General features: G+C 49.7%; 21 protein-coding genes and 1 riboswitch. Of the genes, 17 read left to right on the top strand and 4 right to left on the bottom strand.

The genetic code is table 11. The features are described from left to right. Positions 1-146 precede the first annotated feature (146 nt). Positions 147-1,244 (bottom strand): redox-regulated ATPase YchF, encoded by a 1,098-nt coding sequence (gene ychF / locus EV209_RS09815; protein ID WP_130435275.1) that lies wholly within the window; start codon positions 1,242-1,244, stop codon positions 147-149. 400 nt (positions 1,245-1,644) lie between these two features. On the opposite strand from ychF, the gene EV209_RS09820 reads away from it, so the two are divergent. The 16 genes from EV209_RS09820 to EV209_RS09895 all read left to right on the top strand — a co-directional run bounded on the left by EV209_RS09820 (position 1,645) and on the right by EV209_RS09895 (position 19,892). After that, the gene (locus tag EV209_RS09820; protein WP_165388889.1) at positions 1,645-1,803 is read left to right on the top strand and encodes a Spo0E family sporulation regulatory protein-aspartic acid phosphatase; all 159 of its coding nucleotides are present in this window, start codon (positions 1,645-1,647) and stop codon (positions 1,801-1,803) included. 196 nt (positions 1,804-1,999) lie between these two features. Next, positions 2,000-2,428, top strand: a complete 429-nt coding sequence (gene mraZ / locus EV209_RS09825) for a division/cell wall cluster transcriptional repressor MraZ (protein WP_130435277.1) — start codon at positions 2,000-2,002, stop codon at positions 2,426-2,428. 14 nt (positions 2,429-2,442) lie between these two features. Continuing rightward, positions 2,443-3,387 carry a 16S rRNA (cytosine(1402)-N(4))-methyltransferase RsmH gene (gene rsmH / locus EV209_RS09830; protein ID WP_130435278.1) on the top strand — a complete coding sequence of 315 codons (945 nt, stop codon included), beginning with the start codon at positions 2,443-2,445 and terminating at the stop codon, positions 3,385-3,387. Between the two features lie 14 nt (positions 3,388-3,401). Next, positions 3,402-3,896, top strand: a complete 495-nt coding sequence (locus EV209_RS09835; RefSeq protein WP_243647564.1) for a cell division protein FtsL — start codon at positions 3,402-3,404, stop codon at positions 3,894-3,896. Between the two features lie 43 nt (positions 3,897-3,939). Then, entirely contained in the window at positions 3,940-6,060 is a 2,121-nt protein-coding gene (locus EV209_RS09840; protein ID WP_165388890.1) for a peptidoglycan D,D-transpeptidase FtsI family protein, read from the top strand. Positions 6,061-6,111: 51 nt separating this feature from the next. Continuing rightward, positions 6,112-7,833: a peptidoglycan D,D-transpeptidase FtsI family protein gene (locus tag EV209_RS09845; RefSeq protein WP_130435280.1), complete on the top strand. Its 1,722-nt coding sequence runs from the start codon at positions 6,112-6,114 to the stop codon at positions 7,831-7,833. Between the two features lie 68 nt (positions 7,834-7,901). Beyond that, positions 7,902-8,861 (top strand): phospho-N-acetylmuramoyl-pentapeptide-transferase, encoded by a 960-nt coding sequence (mraY, locus tag EV209_RS09850; protein ID WP_130435281.1) that lies wholly within the window; start codon positions 7,902-7,904, stop codon positions 8,859-8,861. 18 nt (positions 8,862-8,879) lie between these two features. Further along, the gene (gene murD / locus EV209_RS09855; protein ID WP_130435282.1) at positions 8,880-10,238 is read left to right on the top strand and encodes a UDP-N-acetylmuramoyl-L-alanine--D-glutamate ligase; all 1,359 of its coding nucleotides are present in this window, start codon (positions 8,880-8,882) and stop codon (positions 10,236-10,238) included. A gap of 29 nt (positions 10,239-10,267) precedes the next feature. Then, the gene (locus EV209_RS09860) at positions 10,268-11,485 is read left to right on the top strand and encodes an FtsW/RodA/SpoVE family cell cycle protein (RefSeq protein ID WP_243647565.1); all 1,218 of its coding nucleotides are present in this window, start codon (positions 10,268-10,270) and stop codon (positions 11,483-11,485) included. 72 nt (positions 11,486-11,557) lie between these two features. Further along, positions 11,558-12,820 (top strand): UDP-N-acetylglucosamine 1-carboxyvinyltransferase, encoded by a 1,263-nt coding sequence (murA, locus tag EV209_RS09865; RefSeq protein WP_408609014.1) that lies wholly within the window; start codon positions 11,558-11,560, stop codon positions 12,818-12,820. Between the two features lie 2 nt (positions 12,821-12,822). Then, positions 12,823-13,575 (top strand): cell division protein FtsQ/DivIB, encoded by a 753-nt coding sequence (locus tag EV209_RS09870; RefSeq protein WP_130435283.1) that lies wholly within the window; start codon positions 12,823-12,825, stop codon positions 13,573-13,575. Positions 13,576-13,780: 205 nt separating this feature from the next. Further along, the gene (gene ftsZ / locus EV209_RS09875; protein ID WP_130435284.1) at positions 13,781-14,956 is read left to right on the top strand and encodes a cell division protein FtsZ; all 1,176 of its coding nucleotides are present in this window, start codon (positions 13,781-13,783) and stop codon (positions 14,954-14,956) included. A 475-nt stretch (positions 14,957-15,431) separates the two neighbouring features. Then, positions 15,432-16,331, top strand: a complete 900-nt coding sequence (locus EV209_RS09880) for a sigma-E processing peptidase SpoIIGA (RefSeq protein WP_130435285.1) — start codon at positions 15,432-15,434, stop codon at positions 16,329-16,331. Between the two features lie 16 nt (positions 16,332-16,347). Continuing rightward, a complete protein-coding gene (sigE, locus tag EV209_RS09885) occupies positions 16,348-17,082 on the top strand; it encodes an RNA polymerase sporulation sigma factor SigE (protein WP_130435286.1) in 735 nt (244 codons plus the stop codon). A gap of 60 nt (positions 17,083-17,142) precedes the next feature. Further along, positions 17,143-18,954, top strand: coding sequence for an ABC-F family ATP-binding cassette domain-containing protein (locus EV209_RS09890; RefSeq protein WP_130435287.1), 1,812 nt, complete (start codon positions 17,143-17,145; stop codon positions 18,952-18,954). A 140-nt stretch (positions 18,955-19,094) separates the two neighbouring features. Beyond that, positions 19,095-19,892: a hypothetical protein gene (locus EV209_RS09895; protein ID WP_130435288.1), complete on the top strand. Its 798-nt coding sequence runs from the start codon at positions 19,095-19,097 to the stop codon at positions 19,890-19,892. Between the two features lie 91 nt (positions 19,893-19,983). Here the strand turns inward: EV209_RS09895 and EV209_RS09900 are convergent, their stop codons facing one another. Next, positions 19,984-21,204 (bottom strand): delta-lactam-biosynthetic de-N-acetylase, encoded by a 1,221-nt coding sequence (locus EV209_RS09900; protein WP_130435289.1) that lies wholly within the window; start codon positions 21,202-21,204, stop codon positions 19,984-19,986. Between the two features lie 418 nt (positions 21,205-21,622). Here EV209_RS09900 and sigG point away from each other — a divergent pair, with 418 nt between their 5' ends. Then, positions 21,623-22,402, top strand: coding sequence for an RNA polymerase sporulation sigma factor SigG (gene sigG / locus EV209_RS09905; protein ID WP_130435290.1), 780 nt, complete (start codon positions 21,623-21,625; stop codon positions 22,400-22,402). Between the two features lie 289 nt (positions 22,403-22,691). Here the strand turns inward: sigG and EV209_RS09910 are convergent, their stop codons facing one another. Together EV209_RS09910 and EV209_RS09915 are read right to left on the bottom strand one after the other, a co-directional pair. Then, positions 22,692-23,906 (bottom strand): cation:proton antiporter, encoded by a 1,215-nt coding sequence (locus EV209_RS09910; RefSeq protein WP_130435291.1) that lies wholly within the window; start codon positions 23,904-23,906, stop codon positions 22,692-22,694. Positions 23,907-24,040: 134 nt separating this feature from the next. Next, positions 24,041-24,112: riboswitch (Fluoride riboswitch) on the bottom strand. 89 nt (positions 24,113-24,201) lie between these two features. Further along, complete coding sequence (locus EV209_RS09915; RefSeq protein WP_130435292.1) at positions 24,202-24,750, bottom strand: Uma2 family endonuclease; 549 nt, start codon at positions 24,748-24,750, stop codon at positions 24,202-24,204. Positions 24,751-24,792 lie beyond the last annotated feature (42 nt).

Below are 24,792 nucleotides of genomic sequence, written 5' to 3' on the forward strand. Positions count from 1 at the left end.
CAGGCGGAGAAGTCCGCGGGCGGACTTCTCATTTCCCAGGAAAGAGCGCCTGTGAAATAAAAGTTGACAACAATAAAACACGCACATGTGACTGGAAATTTCCAGTACAACATATGCGTGTTTTTTAAGAGGACTTCATATAGCGTTCAGACATTAAACCGGAACAAAATCACATCTCCGTCCTGCACCACATAATCTTTTCCTTCCAAACGTACCAGCCCTTTTTCCTTAGCGGCAGAATAAGCCTTACAGTCCAGAAGATCCTGGTAGTTGACCACTTCAGCGCGTATAAACCCCCGTTCAAAATCGGTGTGGATTTTGCCGGCAGCCTGAGGCGCTTTTGTCCCTCTGGTGATGGTCCAGGCCCTGGTCTCCTGTACGCCTGCAGTGAGATAACTGATCAGGCCCAGGATGTGATAGCTGGCAGTGATCAGTTTTTCCAACCCGGACTCCTTCAGCCCCAGGTCGTCCAGAAACATCTTCTTTTCTTCTTCGTCCAGCTCTGCGATTTCCTGTTCGATCTGCGCGCAGATTACAAACACTTCGCTGCCTTCCCCGGCGGCATACTTCCGCACGGCCTGCACATGGGCGTTGGAAGCTCCGTCGTCCGCCAGATCATCTTCCGCCACGTTGGCGGCATAAATCACAGGCTTGTCAGTCAGCAGGTTCAATGATGCGATCAGCTCCGCCTCATCCTCATCTTCAGGTTCCAGGGCCTTGGCCTGGCGCCCGTCCTCCAGAACAGCCTTCAGTTTTTCCAGGCTGGCCAGTTCCTTTGCCAGAGCCTTGTCATTTTTTGCACCTCTCCCTGTCTTGGCAATCCGGCGTTCCAGCACTTCCAGATCAGCAAAAATCAGTTCCAGGTTAATGGTCTCTATATCCCGCAGGGGATCAACACTGCCGTCCACATGAATGACATTTGTATCTTCAAAACAGCGCACAACATGAACAATGGCATCTACTTCCCGGATATTGGCCAGAAACTGGTTGCCCAGCCCTTCGCCTTTGGAAGCGCCTTTTACCAAACCTGCAATATCTACAAATTCAATGGTGGCAGGGGTGAGCTTTTCAGATTGATACAAATCGGATAAGAGTTTCAGACGAAAATCCGGCACAGGCACCACCCCCACGTTGGGATCAATGGTACAGAAAGGATAATTGGCAGATTCCGCCCCGGCTTTGGTCAGAGAATTAAAAAGGGTGCTTTTGCCTACATTTGGCAGACCCACGATACCTAATTTCATCAGATGACTTCCTTTCTAATTGGCATACTTTCACAGTTATTTAGTTTAGCACAAGAAAATCGGAAGCGCAAGGACAAAAAGCGCCGCATGCGAGTAAGAAAAATCGACATGAACAGCAAAGAAACGACCAGGATTTGACAAAAAGCGCGCACAATATGGAGAATTTTGCGGGATTTTGCCTAAAAAAAGGCGATAAGGATGAGGAATGGCGAAAAATGCGATGAAAATTTATTGATTTTTAGGAGATTAGGGGGTATTATAAGAACAGATAAAGAATTTTGTCTGAAACTGAAGTGCATACGAAAGATGAGATCCTATGAATAAGGGGGAAAGCATGAATAGGAAAAAAGAACAAATGACAAATCCCAAAAAAGTACCTAGCAAGTGTAAAGGAGTATTTATGGAGACAAAAGATAAAAAGAAAGAACTTGAAAAGAAATTTGAAGAAGAACGCAGAAAGCTGAATGAACTGCTGGAGAACGGTTTGGAAATGACAGATCAGGAAGTGCTGGAGCAGGGCCGCAGGATGGATGAATTGTTAAATAAGATGATGGACTGACAAAAAGGCGTCATATTCATAGGGGACAGACAGGTTAATATCGCAGGAAACTATTGGTAATTCAAGGTTTCCTGCGATATTTTGAATTTGGGACTTGTATTTTCCAATGAAATGATTTATTATGAATAAAGGTGGTGGCAAGTGGGGATTTGTGCCATTTTAGGACAGGCTAGTGGTGGAAAGAAGGTGAAGCGGAATGTTTATGAGCGAATACAATCATACGCTGGACGCCAAAGGGCGTCTGATTATTCCGCTGAAATTCCGCGAACAGCTGGGGGAGAGCTTTATGATTTCCCGTGGACTGGATCACTGCCTTTTCATCTATCCGATGGACGAATGGAACGAATTTATTCAGAAACTGCTGAATATCCCTCAGCTTTCCAACCCGAATGCAAGAAAACTGGCCCGTTTTTTCATGGCCGGTTCTTCCGAATGTGAAGTGGACAAGCAAGGGCGCATTCTCATTTCTCCCGTACTCCGGGAGTTTGCCGGGCTGAACAAGGATGTGGTTCTGGCAGGAGTGGGAAGCCGTATCGAAATCTGGGACAAAGCCGCTTGGCAGGAATACAATGATTATGACGATGTGGAAAGCCTTGCGAAGACGCTGGAAGCATTTAACATCTGACGTCGGAGGCACTTATGGAATTTGCACACACTTCAGTACTGTTGGAGGAAACTATTGATCAGCTGAATATCAGGCCGGACGGAATATATGTGGACGGCACTCTGGGAGGCGGAGGCCATTCCTGTGAAATCCTGAAACATCTGACAGAAGGCGGAATGCTGATTGGAATTGATCAGGATGAAGCCGCGATCCGGGCCGCGTCAGAGCGGCTTGCAGTATTTGGCGGCAAAGCAGCGATTTACAGAAGAAATTACTGTGAAATACAGGAGGTCCTGGCTGAAGCAGGGGTCGGGAAGGTGAACGGTATTGTGCTGGACCTGGGGGTCTCCTCTTACCAGCTGGACGAAGCAGAGCGGGGGTTTTCCTACAGGGAGGATGCGCCGTTGGATATGCGAATGGACCGGAGGCAGGAACTGACCGCCAGAGATATTGTAAATCAATATGAAGAGGGCGCGCTGTACCGCGTGATCCGGAACTACGGGGAAGACAGATTCGCAAAAAACATTGCCAAGCACATTGTGCAGGCGAGACAGAAAAAACCAATAGAAACCACAGACGAGCTGACGGAGATTATTAAAGCAGCGATTCCGGCCAGGGTCAGGGCTACAGGAGGGCATCCCTCCAAACGGACCTTTCAGGCTATTCGGATCGAGCTGAACCGGGAACTGGATGTGCTGGAACAATCTGTTGACAGGATGATCGAAGCGCTGGCGCCGGGCGGGAGGCTCTGTATTATCACTTTTCATTCCCTGGAAGACAGGATTGTGAAGGTGAAGTTCAGAGAGAATGAGAATCCCTGTACCTGTCCGCCGGATTTTCCGGTCTGTGTCTGCGGAAAAAAATCCAGGGGACATGTGGTAACCAGAAAACCGATACTGCCTGCAGAGGAAGAGCTGGAAAATAATCCTCGTGCCCAGAGCGCGAAGCTCAGGGTATTTGAAAAGATAGAAGAAATATAGCAGGAGGCAAAACAGTGGCTGTGAGAAGAGGACAGGCTGCCGCCGGATCCGGCAGCAGCGCAGATAGAATCGTTCGGACTTATGTAGATGGAAATACTGTCCGCAGGCTGGAGCCAGCGCCCAGAGAGCATGAGCGCCGGGAAGTCCAAAAAGATATCAGAATCAAAAGAAACAGGGAGAAAGCAGTCCGGATGAACCGGGCTTATTTGATCATGCTCACCGCTATGATCGTTGTGACAATGGGGATCTGTTTTCATTATCTCAGGCTGCAGACTTCTGTTTCATCTACGCTGCGCAATATTAATACCATGGAGGAGGAATACAGCGCTCTGGTGGAGAAAAATAATGCCGCAGAGCTGAAACTTCAGTCAGGAGTTGATCTGGACTATATTTACCGGGTTGCAACAGAAGAGCTGGGGATGGTTCCTGCCGGCCAGGAGCAGATCCGCCTGTATGACAGAGTAGAAAGCAGGTATGTAAGACAAAATGAAAGTATTCCGGAGAATTAGTGATAAAATAAAGGCGATGCGCAAGAGGCCTTTTAAAAGATACATGAGATATAAGCTGGCGTTACTGTTTTTTATCGTAACGCTGGCTTTGTTTGTACTGCTCATCATCATCAGCAATTTATCTAAAAATGAGGACAGGTATTCCGTGAAGGTGCTGTCCCAGCGAAATTACAGCAGCAGCGTGCTGGTGGCAAAGCGGGGAAATATCCTGGACCGTAATCACACGCTGCTGGCGGCCAGTGAACAGACTTACATTCTGATTCTGGACCCGAAAGTAATCTATACAGAACAGGAGTTTGCCGAAGGAGAAGGGGACAATAAGGTGAAAGTGAGCAAACAGCCTTATCTGGAACCTACGATAAACGCCCTGGTGGAAAACCTGGGCCTGGACCGGGAATCCGTTATGGAGCAGCTGGAGGGAAAAAAAGATAAGAGTTACCTTCGCCTGAAAACAAACGGCGCGAAAACAGTGCTGACCTATGACCAGAAAACTGCTTTTGACGCTTTCTGTGAAGAAATGAACAAAGAATATGCGGATGTTAAAAAAGAGGAAAATATAAATAAGACTGCTTTTGAAAAGGCCCAGAGAATAAAAGGGGTCTGGTTTGAAACGGAATACAGGCGGGTTTATCCCTATAATTCCGCGGCCTGCAGCGTGCTGGGCTTTACGACAGGGGACGGCAGTACGGGACTGTGGGGGCTGGAAAGCTATTATAATAAGGAACTTGCCGGGGTAAACGGAAGGGAATACGGTTATGTGAATGAAGACTTCGATCTGGTGAGGCAGGTAGAAAAGCCCCAGGACGGTTCTCAGCTGGTTTCCACCCTGGACCTCAACATGCAGAACATCTGTCAGAAACACATTGACGAATTTATGGAAACCTATACCGGCAAGGTATTTGACGAAGAAGGCAACATGAAAGACCAGCCTGCCGGAGAGGAGCAGACCCCTGGCGCGGAAAATATCGGCGTGCTGGTGATGAATCCCAATAATGGGGAGGTTCTGGCAATGGCCACCAACTCCACCTATGACCTGAACCATCCCAATGATATTCTGAAAGAGAAGTATACGGCGGAGGAGCTGAGTTCCATGGATAATGAAACCCAGCTGGAAAAGCTCAATCAGATCTGGAGGAATTTCTGCATCAGCGATACATTTGAGCCTGGTTCCACAGCAAAGCCGCTCACCATATCCGCGGCCCTGGAAGAGGGCGCTGTCAAGGAAGATGAAACATTCACCTGCGATGGCTTTGAGATGGTGGCAGGCTGGAGGATTAAATGTCATGTATTTCCGGATTACCACGGAGAGCTGGATCTGTCCGGCGCTCTGGAGGAGTCCTGCAATGACTCCCTGATGCAGATTGTTAAGAAATTGGGAGCTCCTGCATTTGCGAAATACCAGAGGCTGTTCGGGCTGAACCGGAGGACCGGTATAGACTTGCCCGGAGAAGCCGCCGGGATACTGTATCAGGAAGAAAAACTCAAAGATGCGGAACTGGCGACAGGTTCTTTTGGACAGGGATTTACAGTAACCATGGTGGAGCTGGCCTCTGCGATCTCTTCCGCAATAAACGGAGGATACTATTATCAGCCCCATCTGGTGAAACAGGTGCTGGATTCGAAAGGCGCGGTGATCGACAATAAAGAATCTGTTCCGGTGAGCCGGGTCGTCAGTGAAGAAACCAGTAAATTTATCAGAGAGGCGCTGTACCAGACCGTGAACCAGGGAACCGGCGGCGTTGCAAAAATTGACGGCTATAAAATCGGCGGAAAAACAGGCACTGCGGAGAAACTGCCCAGAGGCAATGGGAAATACGTGATTTCCTTCATCAGTTTCGCCCCGGCGGACAATCCGGAGCTGCTGCTGTATGTGGTGATTGATACGCCTAATGTGAACAACCCCAACAGCAGCGAAAAAGCCCAGCTGGTGGCAAAGGCTATATGGGAAGAACTGCTTCCCTATGCAAATATCTACAGCAGCGAGGCGGAGGATGAAAATAAGCCGGAGGGGGATGGGCAGGAGCAGTGGCAGGGCCAGGGAATCATGGACCAGGAAGACCCGAATGCGCAGCCTGTGGAGAATGCAACTGCTGAATCCGCAGAAACGCAGCCTATGATAGAAATGCCGGAAGAGAATCCCACAGAATTGCCGGGAGAAGAATAATCAGGACAAACGTTTCATATACTGGACCAATTGGGAAGGGATGTGAAACAGATGAAAACTTTGCTAACCGGACACCGCAAGGGAATTGTAACCGCAGCTATGATACTGTCCCTGATGGGAGTAGGGCTGATGGTGCGGCTGGGATATCTGATGCTGCTGGACGCGGATCAGTATTATCTGATGGCGCAGGAGCTGCACCAGCGCGAGCGCAGGATCAAAGCTGCCCGTGGAACGATTTATGATGCCAACGGCGTTCCAATCGCCACAAACAAGACGGTCTGTACAGTTTCAGTGGTGCATAGCCAGGTGACGGACCCTGAAACAGTGATACGGACTTTGACAGATAAGCTGGGCCTGGAAGAAGCTGAGGTCCGGAAAAAGGTGGAGAAGCGTTCTTCCAGAGAAGTGATCCGCACCAATGTGGAGAAGGATCTGGGGGATGAAATACGTGAGTGCGATATGGCGGGGGTAAAGGTGGATGAAGACTATAAGCGCTATTATCCATATGGAAGTCTGGCCTCAAAGGTGCTGGGATTTACCGGCAGCGATAATCAGGGGATCATAGGCCTTGAAGTTGCTTATGAATCAGTACTGAAAGGGACGGACGGCACGATCCTGACCCTGGCCGACGCAGCAGGAAGAGAGATCGAGAATGCTGCGGAGGAGCGGGTGGAGCCTGTGGCCGGCAAGAATCTGCATCTGAGTCTGGATGTGAATGTACAGAAATATCTGGAACAGGCGGCAGAAAAACTAATGATACAGAAACAGGCCAAGCAGGCTTCGGGCATTGTGATGAATCCCAAAACCGGGGAAATCCTGGCAATGGTCAATGTGCCGGAATTTGATTTAAATGACCCTTACTCGCTTCCGGAAGGGACCGACACTTCCCAGGAAAGCGCTCAGGATCTGCTGAATAAGATGTGGCGGAACGCCGTCATCAACGATACATATGAGCCGGGTTCGACGTTTAAAATTATTACTGCCGCAGCCGGACTGGATTCAGGTGCAGTGACGCCGGAGTCCACCTTCAGCTGCCCGGGATTTTATGTAGTGGAAGACCGCAGAATCCGTTGCCACAAGACGACAGGCCATGGGGCGGAAACCTTTGTGCAGGGCACTATGAATTCCTGTAACCCGGTGTTCATCCAGGTAGGCCTGCGGATGGGCGTGGATGTGTTTTATTCTTACTTTGAGCGCTTCGGGCTTCTGAAGAAGACCGGCATAGATCTTCCGGGAGAGGCGTCCACGATCATGCACAAACCGGAAAATATGGGGGAAGTGGAGCTGGCAACAGTTTCTTTCGGCCAGTCTTTCCAGATCACTCCGCTGCAGCTGATCACCACGGCCAGCGCCATCATCAACGGCGGCAGGCGGGTTACCCCGCACTTTGGCGTATCCGTGCAGTCGGCTGACGGCAGCCAGATCACAAAACTGCAGTATCCGGTGGAGGAGGGCGTGCTGTCGGAAGAAACCAGCGCGAAAGTCCGTTCTATTCTGGAACAGGTAGTGGCGGAAGGCTCCGGAAAAAACGGGGCGGTGGAAGGATACCGGATCGGCGGAAAAACAGCCACTTCCGAGAAACTTCCCCGGCGAACCGGTAAATATATTTCTTCGTTTATTGGATTTGCTCCGGCTGACGATCCGGAAGTGATCACGCTGATGACCGTGGATGAGCCGGTTGGAGTATATTACGGCGGCACTATAGTGGCGCCGGTGGTAGCAGAATTCTATGAGAATATTCTGCCCTACCTCGGGGTTGAAAAATCATCATGATTCCGCTATACTTTAAGAGTTGAAAAACGATGCGCGGCAAAGCCCCGCAGAACAAAAGAGGTGCAGTCATGAGCAGTCAGGTAATATTTGCAGTATTGATATCTTTTGCAGTGAGCGCGGTGCTGGGACCGGTGATCATCCCTTTCCTGCACCGCCTGAAATTTGGGCAGCAGGTCCGGCAGGAAGGCCCACAGGCCCACTTGAAAAAACAGGGGACTCCCACCATGGGAGGAGTGATGTTCCTGATCGGCATTCTGGTCACCTCCCTGATTTTTCTTAAGGATTACCCCAAGGTTGTGCCTGTTTTATTTATGACCCTGGGTTTCGGCCTGATCGGTTTTCTGGATGATTATCTGAAGGTAGTCATGAAGCGGTCAGAGGGGCTGAAGCCATGGCAGAAAATGGGCCTGCAGCTGATTTTGACCGGGGTGTTCATTTTTTATGTGATGCAGAATCCGGAACTGGGAACAGAAGTGATTCTGCCGTTTACCGGCGGAAAAACATGGGACATGGGTCCTTTTCTGTTCGTCCCCTTCTCCCTTATTGTAATTCTGGGTACAGATAATGGAGTGAATTTCTGCGACGGACTGGACGGTCTCTGCTCCAGCGTGACCCTGCTGGTAGCAGTATTTTTCACAGTGGTGTCCATTGGGGAAAAGGGAGGGATCGAACCTGTAACAGCGGCCGTGGCAGGAGCGCTCATGGGCTTTCTGTTGTTTAATGTTTATCCTGCCAAAGTTTTTATGGGGGATACAGGTTCTCTGGCGCTGGGCGGTTTTGTGGTGGCCAGCGCGTACATGTTGAAAATGCCGGTTTTTATTGCTATTGTGGGACTGGTTTATCTGGTGGAAATCCTCTCTGTGATTCTGCAGGTGGGATATTTTAAGGCCACAGGCGGCAAGAGACTGTTCCGCATGGCTCCGATCCACCACCATTTTGAACTGGGCGGGTGGTCTGAAACAAGAGTGGTCGCGGTATTTTCCATTGTGACGGCGCTGCTCTGCCTGGTAGGTTATCTGGCGTTATAACACAGGAGGAAAGTAATCATGGCAGAAAAATCAGTCTTGGTGGCCGGAGCCGGAATCAGCGGACAAGGCGCTGCGCGTCTGCTGCATCAGGTGGGCAGAGATGTGATTCTATATGACGGAAATGAAAACCTGGACAAGGAGGCCCTGAAGGAGCGGCTGTGGACGGACGGCAGAGGGCTCAGGATTCTGGGGGGCAGTCTGGACATGGAGGAACTGGCGCAGGTGGAATACTGTGTGCTGAGCCCGGGTATTCCCGTGGATTCCCCTCTGGTAGAAAAATTAAAAGAGATGGGAATCCCCGTATGGAGCGAGATAGAGCTGGCTTACCATTACAGCAGGGGAAAACTGGCGGGGATCACGGGAACTAACGGCAAGACAACCACTACGGCGCTGGTGGGCCAGATCGTGAAAAACTGGATCGGGGAAGAGCGCAGCTTTGTGGTGGGCAATATCGGAATCCCTTACACCAGCGTTGCCCTGGACACCAGAGAAGACAGTATTACTGTCGCTGAAATAAGCAGTTTTCAGCTGGAGACAGTGATCCGTTTTCATCCACAGGTATCTGCAGTCCTGAATATTACGCCGGATCATCTGAATCGGCATCATACGATGGAGAATTACGCGGCAGTGAAGGAGTCTATCACCAGGAACCAGACTGCTGAAGATACCTGCATATTAAATTATGAGGATGAGGAACTGCGCCGTTTCGGTGAGACGCTGAAGACCCGCGTAGTCTATTTCAGCAGCAGCAGAGAGCTGGAAGAGGGGCTGTATCTGAAGGACGGGGCTGTATGGTATAGGAGCGGAGGACAGCCTGAACTGATCGGGAGAACGGAAGAATTCCATCTGGTAGGCGCATGTAATTATGAGAACATTATGGCGGCCGCGGGGATCGCGCTGAGCCTGGGCGCCCCCATTGATGCGGTGAAGCGGACCATACGGGAATTCCGCGCGGTGGAACACCGGATTGAATTCACCGCCGAAAAAAACGGGGTGAAATATTATAATGATTCTAAGGGAACAAACGTGGATGCGGCTGTTCAGGGCGTAAAGGCAATGACTTCTTCTACCGTGCTGATCGGGGGCGGATATGATAAAGGGGTGGAATTTGACGACTGGATCCGCTCTTTTGACGGAAAGATCAAGAAGCTTCTGCTGATGGGGCAGACCAGAGAGAAAATTGCGGCCTGTGCAGAGAAATATGGATTTTCTGATTATGAATTTGTGGAATCCATGGAGGAAGCGGTGGAGCGTGCTTCCCAGCTGGCGCTGCCTGGAGAAGCAGTGCTTCTGTCCCCGGCCTGCGCCAGTTGGGGGATGTTTGAGAATTATGAACAGCGGGGGAGGATATTTAAAGAACTGGTGCATAAACTGTAATCTGGCGGCGAGGAAAGGATGTGAGCAGGATGGAACATAATGGGGAAAGGCCCGGGGCGCGCGCAGGGCAGAACAGGCAGGTCCGGAATATGGGAAGCAGGCCTTCCGGCGCAAAGACGAGGCGGCCCGTTGCGCGGAAACAGGGATATTTTGATTACAGCCTGCTGTTCATCGTGATCTTTCTGTGCTGTTTCGGCCTGGTAATGCTATATAGCACAACAGCCTATACAGATATGATCGCCCACAAGGGAGATATGTTCTATACAGTTAAAAAACAGGCTGTATTTATGCTTCTGGCATTCGGCGTGATGCTGCTGGTATCCAGAATAGACTACCACTTCTGGATTATGCTGGCAAAATACGGATACATTATCTCCCTGGTTCTCAGTGTGGCGGTTATCTTTGTAGGGAAGAGCGCGAAGGGTAAAGCCAGATGGTTTGAACTGGGGCCAATCTCCTTTCAGCCGGCCGAACTTGTAAAGATCGCTCTGATTGTAGCGCTGGCAGCTTTCCTGAATAAAATGTATCCTTATCTAAAAACTGTCCGGGTGCTCCTGGTAACGGCATTTTTGGTGATTCTTCTGGCGATCCCCGTGACTGTGAATAATCTGAGTTCCGGAATCATTATCATGGGAATCGGTTTTCTGATGGCATTTGTCGCAAGCAAGCAGCGCTGGCTGTTCGCAGCGGTGATTGTGGTTGGTCTGGGGGCGGTGGTGCTGGCCTACCAGACCGGATTGCTGGAGCACTTTTTGCATGGATACCAGATGGACAGAATCAACGCTTGGCTGAACCCTACAAACTATGAAAAGGATGAGGGCTATCAGATCCTTCAGGGCCTGTATGCCATTGGCTCCGGCGGCCTGTTCGGACGGGGGCTGGGGCAGAGCGTGCAGAAGCTGGGATTTTTGCCGGAGGCCCAGAATGATATGATCTTCGGTATCATCTGTGAAGAGCTGGGCCTGTTTGGGGCTGTTCTGGTAATCGCCCTGTTTGTAATGATGATCTGGCGTTTTATGTTTATTGCCAACAATGCCCCGGATTTCACCGGGTCCATGCTGGCTACCGGCGTGATGGCCCATATGGCGATCCAGGTGCTGTTAAATATTGCGGTAGTGACCAATACCATGCCAAATACCGGCGTGACTCTGCCTTTTATCAGCTACGGCGGTACTTCGCTGATGTTTCTGATGGTTGAAATCGGGCTGGTTTTGAATGTTTCCAACCAGATACAGGCCAAAAGTTAGGGAAAAATGAGGTAACAAATCCCCTCCCGGCACATATGATAGTTTATGATGCGGTTTCAGGAGGGGATTTCGTTGCCTTGTTTCGTCATAAATGGAGGCTTTCCGCTGCACGGTGAAGTGCAGGTGCAGGGAGCCAAAAATGCGGTGCTGCCGATCATGGCGGCGTCAATTCTCAACTGCGGGATCACAGTTTTGACTCATGTGCCCCGTATTACAGATGTGGCAGATATGAAAGAAATCCTGGAGTACCTGGGCTGCAGGGTGGATTGGTACGGCGATGTACTGGTAATCGACGCAAAATGCCTGGATTCCTGTGAAATCCCCGGGTATCTGGGACAGAAAATGCGTTCTTCTATCATGCTTTTAGGCGCGCTTCTGGGAAGGACCGGAGAAGCCGCCACATATCATCCCGGAGGATGTTCCATCGGCGCCAGGCCTGTGGATCTGCACTGCCGCGTCCTGGAGGCTCTGGGAGCGGAAATGAACGTGGAGGATGGCAGAATCTTTGCGCGGGCAAAGAGGCTGAGAGGGGGGGAGATCTATCTTCCGTTTCCGTCAGTGGGCGCTACAGAAAACGCTGTTCTGGCGGCTGTCTGTGCGGAGGGGGTATCTGTGATCCGGGGATGCGCCCGGGAACCGGAGATTGTCCAGCTCTGTATTTTTCTTAACCAGATGGGAGCGGAAATCGCGGGGATTGGGACCGGACGGCTGATCATTTCCGGGCGGAGCTGTCTGCATGATACCTGTTACTGTGTGGAAGGGGACCGGATTGCTGCTGCAACTTATCTGTATGCAGCCGCCGCCTGCACAGGAAAGGTTACCGTGAATGGAGTGTGTCCCGAATACCTGATCAGCCCCCTGAAGGCGCTGGAGAAAATGGGCTGCTGTGTGGAAACCAGCCGCTGCGCCGTAAGAGTCGGGCTGACAGGAAGGCTGAAGCCGCTTCGCGAGGTGCGGACCGAAGTCTATCCCGGGTTTCCAACAGATCTGCAGTCGCCGATGCTGACACTGATGTCCCTGGCAGAAGGAAAATCTGTGATGCAGGAGGATATCTTTGAGGGCCGCTTTCGCACTGCGCAGGAACTGGTAAAGATGGGAGCCGATATTGTAATAGAAGGAAACCGGGCTGTGGTGGCCGGAAGGGGCGGTCTGCAGGGCTGTGAAGTGACTGCCCGGGACCTGCGCTGCGGCGCGGCCCTGGTAATTGCGGGTCTGGCTGCAGAGGGTACGACTGTGGTCAGTGACTGCCACCATATTTTAAGAGGCTATGAGGACCTGCCGGGGCAGTTCAGGCTGCTGGGCGGGCAGATTGAAGAAGAAATACAGGAGACGTAAGCGTGGAAAAAAACATAAAAAGGAAGAGAAAGCAAAAAAAACGCAGAAAAATCCTGAAAATCATACTGCTCCTGGCGGCGGCGCTGCTGGCCGCCGGAGCGGCGGTATTCTGGATCTTTGATATACGGCAGGTTACGGTAAACGGCAATCAATATTATACGGCGGAAGAGATTGAGGACAGGCTGTTTCCAAATGCGCTGGAAAAACGGACAGGCTGGGTCTGGCTTCAGGAAAGGCTTGGAAATAAAAAGGAGATTCCTTTTATTCAAAATTATACGGTGGAGCTCACAGGGCCTCATTCCGTAAATGTGATTATTTACGAAAAAAGCTATGCAGGCTGCATTTATTATACCGGAAACTACCTGTATTTTGACAGAGACGGCATCATAGTAGACAGCTATGACACGTTGATTGAGGGGGTGCCTGTGATCGAGGGCCTGGGCTTTGAACAGGTGGTTTTGTATCAGCCGCTGCCGGTGGACGATCCTAACGTATTTGCCGGGATTTTGAATATGACACAGCAGCTGCAGAAATACGGAATTAAAGTGGACAGAGTAAAGTATAATTCTAAAATGGAAGCTACCGTCTACATGGGAAATGTGCGGGTGAAAATTGGTTCTTCAAAGTATCTGGAGGAAAAGATCGCAGAGCTGTATTCCATGCTGGATCAGCTGGAGGGCCAGAGCGGGACGCTGCATCTGGAAACCTATGACAAGGATGGGAACCACGATTATTTTTCCTTTATCCCGGACTGACCGGGTATGTGGAAAATTTTTTCAGGGAAATTTAGTGGAAAGACTTGATTATTTGAGGAAAATCAAATATAGTATAACGTAGTGACTTTTATTTTGACCCCGTTGTACCAGCGCTTTTGCGGCTGGAGGCGGATCTTTTGTTTGGTAATTACATAAGTATTTGAAGATAGAAAATTCATTGAAAGCTTTTGAGGAGGACAAGCCAGTGTTAGAAATCAGAGTAGATGAAGCGGAAAATTCTGCAAGAATTGTTGTGATCGGCGTAGGCGGAGCAGGCAATAATGCGGTGAATAGAATGATCGAAGAGAATATTGTAGGCGTGGAGTTTGTGGGGATTAATACCGACCATCAGGCTCTTCAGCACTGTAAAGCTCCGACTCCTCTGCAGATCGGCGAGAAGCTGACTAAGGGCCTCGGAGCAGGGGCTGTTCCTGAAGTAGGAGAAAAGGCGGCTGAGGAAAGCTGCGAAGAGATTAAGAAACTTTTAGAAGGCTCCGATATGGTATTTGTCACCTGCGGAATGGGAGGCGGCACAGGAACCGGAGCTGCGCCTGTGGTGGCCAGAATCGCCAAGGACATGGGAATTCTGACAGTAGGCGTGGTTACGAAACCCTTTATGTTTGAGGGACGCACCCGTATGTCCAATGCCATGAACGGAATTGAAAGGCTGAAAGAGGCGGTGGACACCCTGATTGTGATTCCTAATGACAAGCTTCTGGAGATTGTGGACAGAAGGACTACCATGCCTGACGCCCTGAAAAAAGCGGATGAAGTGCTTCAGCAGTCTGTGCAGGGTATCACTGACCTGATCAATATTCCCGGACTGATCAACCTGGACTTTGCAGATGTGAAGACAGTGATGAGCAATAAGGGGATCGCGCACATAGGAATCGGTTCAGCCAAGGGAGACGAAAAGGCGATTGAAGCAATGAAAATCGCCGTATCCAGCCCTTTGCTGGAAACTACCATCGAAGGCGCCAGCCATGTGCTGATCAATATTTCCGGGGATGTGAGCCTGCCTGAAGTGAATGAGGCTGCCAGCTATGTAAAAGAGCTGGCCGGAGAAGAAGCGAATATTATTTTTGGCGCTACATACGACGCCACCACAGCGGATGAAGCCACCATTACGGTGATTGCCACCGGGGTGGAGGACCGCAGCAATATCCCTAATGTGAAGCGCATGATGGTGGACTTCAAGCCTGCATCAGCTGTTTCAAAACCTGCGTCTTCCGCATATTCTGCTGCAGCCGCAACATCCCAGCCTGACCCTAAAACTCTGTTCCAGCAGGCGACTTCTTCAAACAGGACGCCTTACGTGGCTCCCAGAACGAAAGAAGAGAGAAGCATTAAGATTCCTGAATTTCTGAAGAAACAGAAATAAAATAAACTATGTGCAAAGCCTGAGACAGGCGGTAAGATCAGATTATTCTGATTCTGCCGCCTGTCTCAGGCTTTTTTGCTGCATAGGAAACTGCGTTTCCTATGCAGCAAACCCCTCCGGGGGGATGCGCACTGCGCGCTAAGGAAATATGGCCGCTGAAGCGGCCGCGCTCCGGCGCGTGAGTCCGGCGAGCCGGACTCTTTTTTGCATTAGAAACTGCGTTTCCTATGCAGCAAACCCCTCCGGGGGGATGCGCACTGCGCGCTAAGGAGGTATGGCCGCTGAAGCGGCCGCGCTCCGGCGCGTGAGTCCGGCGAGCCGGACTCTTTTTTTGCATTAGAAACTGCGTTTCCAGAGAAGCTCTAATGTCGTCTTGTGTCACTTATTCCCGACCGATTTTTTCCCTGCAGGTCCACGGTTTGACAAACTTTTCAGCGGGTTTGCGCTATACTGGTTGGGTCAGTGAGGGAAGACGATGGTGTACATAGATGTATATTTCGGCCTGAATTTATTTATGAATGTCCTGGTACTGTTTATCACCGGAAGGGTGAGAAAATATCCCAGGGGCTGCCTGCGCAAGCTGGGAGCGGCGGCACTGGGAGCTGCGGGAGCGCTCCTGCCGCTGTGCCTGGAGCTTCCGTTCTGGGCGGAAAGCCTGGTTCTGCCGATAGCGGAAAGCCTGCTGATGTGTCTGGCAGCTTATCGTCCGGGCAACTGGAAACAGCTTGCGGTACAGGCGCTGTGGCTGTGGATGGTCACATGGATGCTGGGAGGAATTCTGAATTGGATGTATTTTCATACCAGCCTGGGATACGGGATTCAGCTGCTGGCGGCGGGAAAACCATTTCCTGTATCTTCCTATTGGGTACTGGCTGCCGCTGCAGCGGCAGGAGGGTGTCTGATGGCTGCCTGGTGGGTGTACAGAAACAGAAAAGACCAAAAAAGCGTGGTTTTTCCTGTAATATTATGGCACAAGGGCAGAAAAGTGGAGGTTACGGCGCTGGCGGATACAGGAAACCGGCTTTATGCGCCGGGAGGAGCGCCGGTCAGCCTGATCGGCCCGGAGACCGCCGGACAGATTCTGGGACAGGAAGAATTGGCCGCAATACAAATTCTGAATGAATATGACACATCGGATAAAAGTAAGGAATGCACTGGAAGTAAGGAAAATAAGCTTCCGGATAAACTGCTGCTGATTCCATACCGCAGCGTAGGGAAGAGCCATGGGCTGCTGCCGGCAGTGCGGATCGACCGGGCGGAAGTCTGCTGCCCGCTGGAACATCGTGTAACAGAACAGGCAGTGATCGCAGTCAGCAGGGAAAAACTGACGGAGAGCGGCCGGTATGAAATGATTCTTCATACAGGCTTGTTATAGAAAGGGAGTGGAGGATATGATAAAGGTATCAGTTCCCGGGAAATTTCAATTCCGGGTGGTGTCAACGGTACGCAGCCTGGTGCTGCAGCAGCCGGAAGAAATTCATTACATAGGCGGCGCGGATGTGCTGCCGCTTCCTCTGGATGCAGAGGAAGAAGCAGAGGCGATTCGCCGTCTGGACGCGAAAGACCCCGAAGCCAGATCTTTGCTCATCGAGCATAACCTGCGCCTGGTGGTATATATTGCCAAAAAATTTGACAATACCGGTGTTGGCGTGGAAGACCTGATTTCTATCGGGACCATCGGACTGATTAAAGCCATTAATACCTTTAACAGCGGTAAAAATATTAAACTGGCAACATATGCTTCACGATGTATAGAGAATGAAATTCTGATGTATCTGCGCCGCAACAGCAAAACCAGAATGGAAGTTTCCATTGACGAACCGCTGAACGTGGATTGGGACGGAAATGAATTGCTTTTATCGGATATACTCGGTACGGATGAAGATGTGATTTACAGGGATCTGGAAAGCGAAGTAGAGAAAAAATTGCTGAAAAGCGCTATCGAAACCCTGAGCGAAAGGGAAAAAAAGATTGTGGAACTGCGTTTCGGACTTCACAGCAGGGACGGCCAGGAGCTAACCCAGAAGCAGGTGGCAGACCTGCTGGGAATCTCCCAGTCTTATATCTCCCGGTTAGAAAAGAAAATCATCAAGCGGCTGCGCCGGGAAATTGTGCGTTTTGAATGAGAAAATTTTGACATTGCTCCTGGGTTATGATAAAATAAATCAAAGTCAGGAGGATGGACCATGAATTTGTTATCACTGGAAAATATCAGGAAAACATATACTGAGAGGCCCCTGTTTAACGGGGCTTCTTTTTATCTGAATGAAAATGAAAAAGTGGGTCTGATCGGTGTAAACGGTACGGGAAAGTCCACGCTGCTGCGGATTGCGGCAGGCCTGGAAGAGCCGGAAGAAGGGCGGGTAGTCAGAGCAGGACATGTGAAGATCAGTTATCTTTCACAGACCCCGGAATTTCCCGGGGACCGCACCGTGCTGGAATGCGTGGCGGAGCCAAACCGTACGGAGGAAAATGCCTGGAGCATTGAGGCAGAAGCGAAGGCTATGCTGCAGGAATTGGGCATCAGGGATTTTGGACAGAATGTGAATCTGCTGTCAGGAGGACAGAAAAAAAGAGTGGCCCTGGCGGCAGCTCTGCTGGCCCCTGCAGATATCCTGATTCTGGACGAGCCTACGAACCATCTGGATTCTGAGATGTGCGCCTGGCTGGAAGCCTATTTGAAAAATTACAGAGGGGCGCTGCTGATGGTAACCCATGACCGTTATTTTCTGGATCAGGTCAGCAACAGAATTGCGGAACTGGATCAGGGACAGATATATAGTTATCAGGCCAATTATGCCGGCTTTCTGGAATTGAAGGCCCAGAGGCTGGAGATGGAAACAGCTTCAGAGAGAAAGCGCCAAAGCATCCTGCGCAACGAGCTGGCGTGGATCATGCGGGGGGCCCGCGCCCGTTCTACCAAACAGAAGGGGCGGATACAGCGGTTTGAAGAGTTGCAGAACCGGCGGGGACCAGAGGAACAGGCCCAGGTTGAAATGGAGTCCGCTTATTCCAGGCTTGGCAGGACAACAGTGGAGCTGGAAAGCCTGGGGATGGCATATGAAGAGAATGTCCTGTTCCGCGATTTCAGCTACATTTTTTTGAAAGACGACAGAGTAGGCTTTATCGGGCCCAACGGCTGCGGAAAATCTACGCTGATGAAGCTGATTGCCGGAAAGATGGAACCATGGCAGGGACAAGTAGTTGTGGGCCAAACAGTCAAGATCGGGTATTTTTCTCAGGAAAATGAATATCTGGATGAAACGGTGAGGGTGATCGACGCCGTGCGCGAAAAAGCGGAGTATGTGCGCACAGCGGACGGTCTGGTATCAGCTTCACAGATGCTGGAGCGCTTCTTATTTCCCTCATCGCAGCAATACAGCCCGGTGAGTAAATTGTCAGGAGGTGAAAAACGCCGTCTGTATCTGCTGCAGATTCTGATGACTGCGCCTAATGTGTTGATTCTGGACGAGCCTACCAATGATCTGGATATCAGGACGCTGCAGGTGCTGGAAGACTATCTGGATCAGTTTGCCGGAATTGTAATTGCAGTATCCCATGACCGGTATTTCCTGGACCGTGTTGTGAGGCGGATATTTGCTTTTGAAAACGGAGGCAGGATACGGCAGTATGAGGGAGGCTATACAGATTACAGTATTGCCTGCCTGCAAAATAGGAGCAGCGGACAGGAAACCGCTGAAAAAGCGCCGGAGAAAAAGAAAACAGAAAACAGGGACTGGAAGCAGGGAAAGCCTGTAAAATTAAAATTCAGCTATAAAGAGCAAAAAGAATTTGAGAATATTGAGGATGAGATTGCCGCGCTGGAAGAAGAACTGGGCAGGATAGAGCAGGAAATGATGGAAAATGCCACAAACTCATACCGGCTCGCCCAGCTGGAAGACAAGAAAAACCAGGCGGAGCAGGCTCTGGAAGAAAAGATGGAGCGCTGGGTTTATCTGAATGACCTGAATGAGAAAATAGAAGCGCAGGATCAGTAAAATATTGGGAGATATTCTGAAGATTTTTTTGGAGAAAAAAAAGAATCCTCGAATATTGTCGAACGTTTGCAGTCGAAATTGCTTGAAATAGCGGTATTCAGGACGTATAATAGGGATATCAAAAAGATACGGAGGCTGGAATGGGAAGTAACATAGGGATGGAGGGTGAAAATATGAGCAGGGAAGAACAGATCGCCCAGGCTCAGAAAAGGGTTTTAGCCCGAATTAAGAAAATGAGCCGGCTGAGGCGTTTCCTGATTTCCCTGCGGGTGGCCGGTCCGGAACCGGATAATGTGGATCCTGAGCTGGAAAAGGATGAGAATGTAATGATCCAGCGGCAGATTTCCAAGTATATTAAACTGCGGAACAGAAGAAGGCGCTGGAGGGCGATTACTGCCTGTGTAGGAACGCTCTGCGTGGTATCTCTGGGAATTATGGCGATCGGGAACAGGGAGCAGAGATCGAGTTTTACGCCGGGCAACGGTAAAATAAACAGCGGGGATTCAATTATTCTGCCCGGTACTGTGACGCTGAATACGCGGATGTCCGAAATAGCCGCTTCCTTTCGGACTGAAACAATACAGTTTTCATATATTCCTGAAGGGCTGGATATCTATGAGTTCGATATCTATGATAGTTACGCGTGTATCATGGGGAGGCTTCCCAACGACGATGTTCTGATCATTGAAGTGAAGAAAATGCTTACGGATCAATACGCTACCGGCCATATAGGTGTAAGGACATATGTGGAATCTATAGACAGCAGCCTGTTTACCCAGCCGATTGAGATTTATTATGCAGTGGTCAGCGACGATATGAAATATTACGCCGCGGTGGCGATGAATAACAACTGTATCTATGAGATCAGCGGGTTCAGCGATCTGGACGAGATGCGGAAGATGATTGAGGGGATTACAGACTATAAAGGTGAAAAATAAAAATTACGGACAGATATAAATTGAGACAGCATAATTGTTTGGATTATGCTGTCTCAATCTGTTTACTGCATAGGAATCTGTGTTTCAGTGTTTATCGTTTGGAGTAATATCCGAAGGTATAACCCTGCGCCCGGGCTTCGTCGATAAAAGGCGCCAGAGCCTGAGTATCTGAGGTGGACACGGCATGCAGCAGATAAATTGCTCCGGGATGCAGCTGGCTGGTCACACGCTGCAGTGTTTCAGCCGGGTCAGGCTGGTTATCCACTTCCCAGTCTTTGTGAGCAAAACTCCAGAAAACGGAGCGGTAACCCAGGCTGTTGACCAGCGCCAGGGACTGCTCGCTGAAAATGCCGGCAGGATAACGGAAAAGATACATTTCATAGCCGAAATTTGATTTGATGTATTCATGCAGGTCCATCAGCTCATGCTTCTGCGTTTCAAGATCCTGGCTTGGAAGCCCTGCGGAAGGGTGGGTGACGCTGTGGCTGCCCAGCACATGTCCTTCGTCGATAATTCGCTGAACCAGCTCAGGATTCTGCTTGGCAAAGGGCATGGTCACAAAGAAAACGGCTTTACAGTTTTTCTCCTTCAGTGTGTCCAGTATTGCAGGAGTACAGCCATTTTCATAGCCTTCATCAAAAGTCAGGTAGATTGTTTTGGAATCTGCCCGAAGAAAATCAGCTCCGTAGCCCCCGTACTTTTTCTGATAACCAATGCAGCCGTTGGGGCGGTTCTGTTCATCCCGGTCTTTAGAGGAATAGCCCCAGGGGATGGATTCATTGGACAGGGCGGCAATATTACTCATATCAACAGCCATGGTGGGAATTTCCTGCCCTCCGTCAGCAGCCGCAGGGGCGGTGGTTTCAACAGGGAGGGAAGTGGTCTCTTCAGGAGAAACGCTTTCTTCTGAAGAGGATTCTGAATCACCGGCGGACACTTCTATATCACTGTTTTTCACAAAGCAATTCTGGTAATTAAACAGGACCACGCTCCATTCTTCCCCGATACCGACACGCAGAACTTCAATTCCGGGAGTAAAACGCGCGATAACAGCTGAGTCTGTGGACTCATCGGCGTAAAGATTGGTATCAGCAATAATCCTAACCATTTCACTTGTTTCTTTGTAGCCTTCTTTTAACGGGCCGGGTTCCATGAGGCCGCCGCTGGCGGCAAAGGTGATGATATCTGGCTCTGTAGAGGGAGCTTCTGTTTCACTGCCGCTTTTTCCGCAGCCTGCCAGTATGATGGAAATGCTGAGAACCGCAGCGCCGGCCGCAGCCAGCCCGCGCCGGCAATCATATCTTTTTTTCATTGGGTCATCCTTTCTGTGCTTGTATGATAGTGTTTCTGAACGCTTTCATTGTTTTATAGGAACTGCGTTTCCTATGAAACAAAACCCTCCGGAGGATGCGCACTGCGCGCTAAGAAAATATGGCCGCTGAAGCGACCGCGCTTCGGCGCGAGAGTCCGGCGAACCGGACTCATTATTTTGCGGAGTTAAAATCGTTTCTATTCTATCATGGAAGGAAGATTTTTACAACAGATGGTTTGTGAATCCTTTGCATCAGTTTGCAATCAGAAAAGCAGGCGCCTTTAGAAACCAGTTTTGTCAAGGCCTGAACAACAGGTTTTACAGGAAAATATAACCTGACTTTAACTCGTATAAAGGTCTTCAAAACCGTGCATGATTATTCCAGAACTTGAATTTGATTCTGGAGGCGTAAGAGAGGATGGCAGGCTACAAAGTAGAGATATGCGGCGTCAATACGGCCAAGCTGCCGGTGCTGCGGGAAGAAGAAAAAGAGGCGTTGTTTGCCAGAATTCAGGCGGGGGATATGGAGGCGCGGGAAGAATACATTAAGGGAAATCTCCGGCTGGTGCTCAGTGTGATCCAGAGATTCTCAGGCAGCGGGGAAAATGTGGACGATCTGTTCCAGATCGGCTGCATTGGGCTGATTAAAGCCATCGACCATTTTAAACCAGAGTTTATGGTGAAGTTTTCCACCTATGCGGTCCCCATGATTATCGGAGAGGTCCGTCGCTACCTCAGAGATATGTCCAGCTCCATCAGAGTCAGCAGATCCCTGCGGGATACAGCATATAAAGCGATCCATGCCCGGGAGCAGCTGACTAGGAAAAACGCGCGGGAACCTTCGGTCATGGAAATCGCAGAAGAAGTGGGGCTGAGCAAAGAGGAAATTGTCTATGCCATGGATGCGATCCAGAGCCCCGTAAGCTTGTACGAGCCGGTTTATACAGACGGCGGCGACGCTTTATATGTGATGGACCAGATCAGCGATAAAAAAAATAAAGAAGATAACTGGATTGAAGAAATCGCGTTAAAGGAAGCGATGAAGCATTTGAATGACCGGGAAAAGAATATTATCAGAATGCGTTTCTATGAAGGCAAAACCCAGATGGAGGTGGCAAAGGAGATTGATATTTCCCAGGCTCAGGTCAGCCGTCTGGAGAAACATGCGCTGCGCACCATGCGTACCTATCTGGTTTAAAGTGCAGATTGGCAAAACAGGTTAATTTCTGCACAGAAAAGAATCTGGACAGACTTAGAAAAAATAACTATAATAAGAATTGTTGTACAGTGTTTTATTGATGGGGCCCGGCGGGCCGGCTGATTTCAGCCGGTCTGCCGGCATTTTATTAAAGGGTTTCTGCCCCGGACGGATTCTGATCGATCAGACCCATGTTCTGTTTTTCTAATACACTGCCTGAAAGGGCAATTATCTTAAATTCATCATCAATGTAAAATAATCAATTGTTTTAATTTTATCTTGGCTCTATTCATTCAGGCCGGGATTCATCCTTTTTTGTGAGCAGCTTTTTGTAGGTGCAGTCCATTCCCAGCGCGCCCAGAGGAGCTGTGATCAGAATTCCCAAAACAGCCACAGAGAGAACCATCCGGCCGCAGGGCAGGCCCATGGCCAGCGGTACCGAACCGATAGCCGCCTGGACTGTTGCTTTTGGCAGGTAAGCGATGATACAGAATATCCGCTCTTTCAGATTCAGCTGTGTTTTCAACAGGCAGAGGAAGACGCCAAAGGCCCGGAATACAAGGGCGGTCAGTATCATGATGATAGCCGCAGCTCCTGCGTCCACCGTATACCGTATATCCACAGCTGCCCCGACCATCACAAACAGGATTACTTCAGCGGCCAGCCATAGCTTGCCGAACTTCTCCGACAGCCGTCTGGATACGAAAGCAATGCTTTTTATTTTTATGGCGCAGGCCATGCTGACCACTGCAAGCAAACCGGATACAGACACGATTCCTTTCAGCCAGGTCTCGGCAGCCATCAGAAGAAAGGAAACGCCCAGCACAATGATGACTTTCATGCTGTTTCTGACGCAGTTTTTGTGGGCAAAGGCAGTTTCAAAAAAATAGCTCAGGGCAAAACCCGCCGCAGCGCCCAAGGCGATGCCGGAGATAATGGAGACAGGGATATTAATAAAATCCATAATTTGGGCGCTGCCGCCCTGAGCGATTCCGGCAAAAGTAGAAAACAGCACGATCACAAATATATCGTCACAGGAAGCGCCTGCCAGGATAAGCTGAGGAATACTTTTGGATGTGCCGTATCTGTGCTCTATGAGGTGAACCATACGAGGCACCACAACCGCCGGGGAGACGGCGGCCAGAACAGCTCCCATCACAGCGGCCTCCGTCCTGGTAACGCCCAGCAGGACGGGGGCGAATAAGAAGAAAGCCAGAATTTCAAAACTGGCGGGGACGAAAGACATCATCACCGCGGGCCGCCCGACTTTTTTCAGATCAGATAAGTCCAGAGAAAGCCCGGCTTTCAGCAGAATGATGATCAGGGCCATCTGCCGCAGTTCAGATGATATTGATAAAATCGACGGGTCCAGCAGGTCCAGGACATAAGGGCCCAGAATAATGCCTGTGGCCAGCATTCCGATAATCCGCGGCAGCTTCAGCTTTTGGCAGACCGTGGCCATGGAAAGGCCGATCAGAAAAATCAGGGCGAGAGAAGTTAACATAATACATCCTCCTTGGATTTACAAAAATATTTCTTTAGCGTGTAGTGCGCATCCCCCGGATGGTTTTATTGCGCAGGGAACGCAGTTTCCTGTATAATAAAAACAAAAAGCCGATAATTCTGCGACAGAAAAAAACCATCACAGAAGTCATCAGCTTAATAAGCGGTTCAGGTTGCCCTAGGGAGAACTTCATTCCCCGTAAAATTCTAAATGTAATTTTATGAAAAACCTTTGGTAATTATAGTATTATTTTTGTGTCATGTCAAGGGTTTTGTCGCTGAACTACCATAAATAATTACAACATAATTCCCTGAAAGTCAATCCATAAATCATCATAGATATTGACCTTTATTTTGTCCTGAAAGGTGCAGGAGGTGACTTTGAAGTTTTCTTTTTCAAGGTAATATACAAAAATATTCTGCTCCATGGGGTTTACAATCCAGTATTCCTTAACACCTGCATCAAGGTACAAGTTTAGCTTTTGTACATAGTCATGGCTTGAATTACCAGGGGAAACGATTTCAACAATCCAATCCGGAGCCCCTGTGCACCCTTTGTCTGTTAATTTGCTGCGGTCGCATATTACGCTTATATCAGGTTCAACAATGGTTTTCCTATCCTCTTTCAATTTGACAGCGAATGGAGCCGGGTAGACCTCACATGTGCCGTTCTTTGATTCAATGTAATCCCTGATTTTATAATATAAAGTACCGGATATCTTTTGATGAACTCTGCTGGGAGCGGTGTGGTAATAGATTTGGCCGTCAATTAGTTCGGCCCGTACATCTTCCGGAAGAGCATAATAGTCAGCCTCTGTGTAAACCTGTTTTTGAGGTGTTGCCATAAATAACACTTCCTTTCCTGGTGGGAGGATTCCTTTTGATTT

This window comes from Cuneatibacter caecimuris (assembly GCF_004216775.1).
Classification (GTDB): Bacteria; Bacillota; Clostridia; order Lachnospirales; family Lachnospiraceae; genus Cuneatibacter; species Cuneatibacter caecimuris.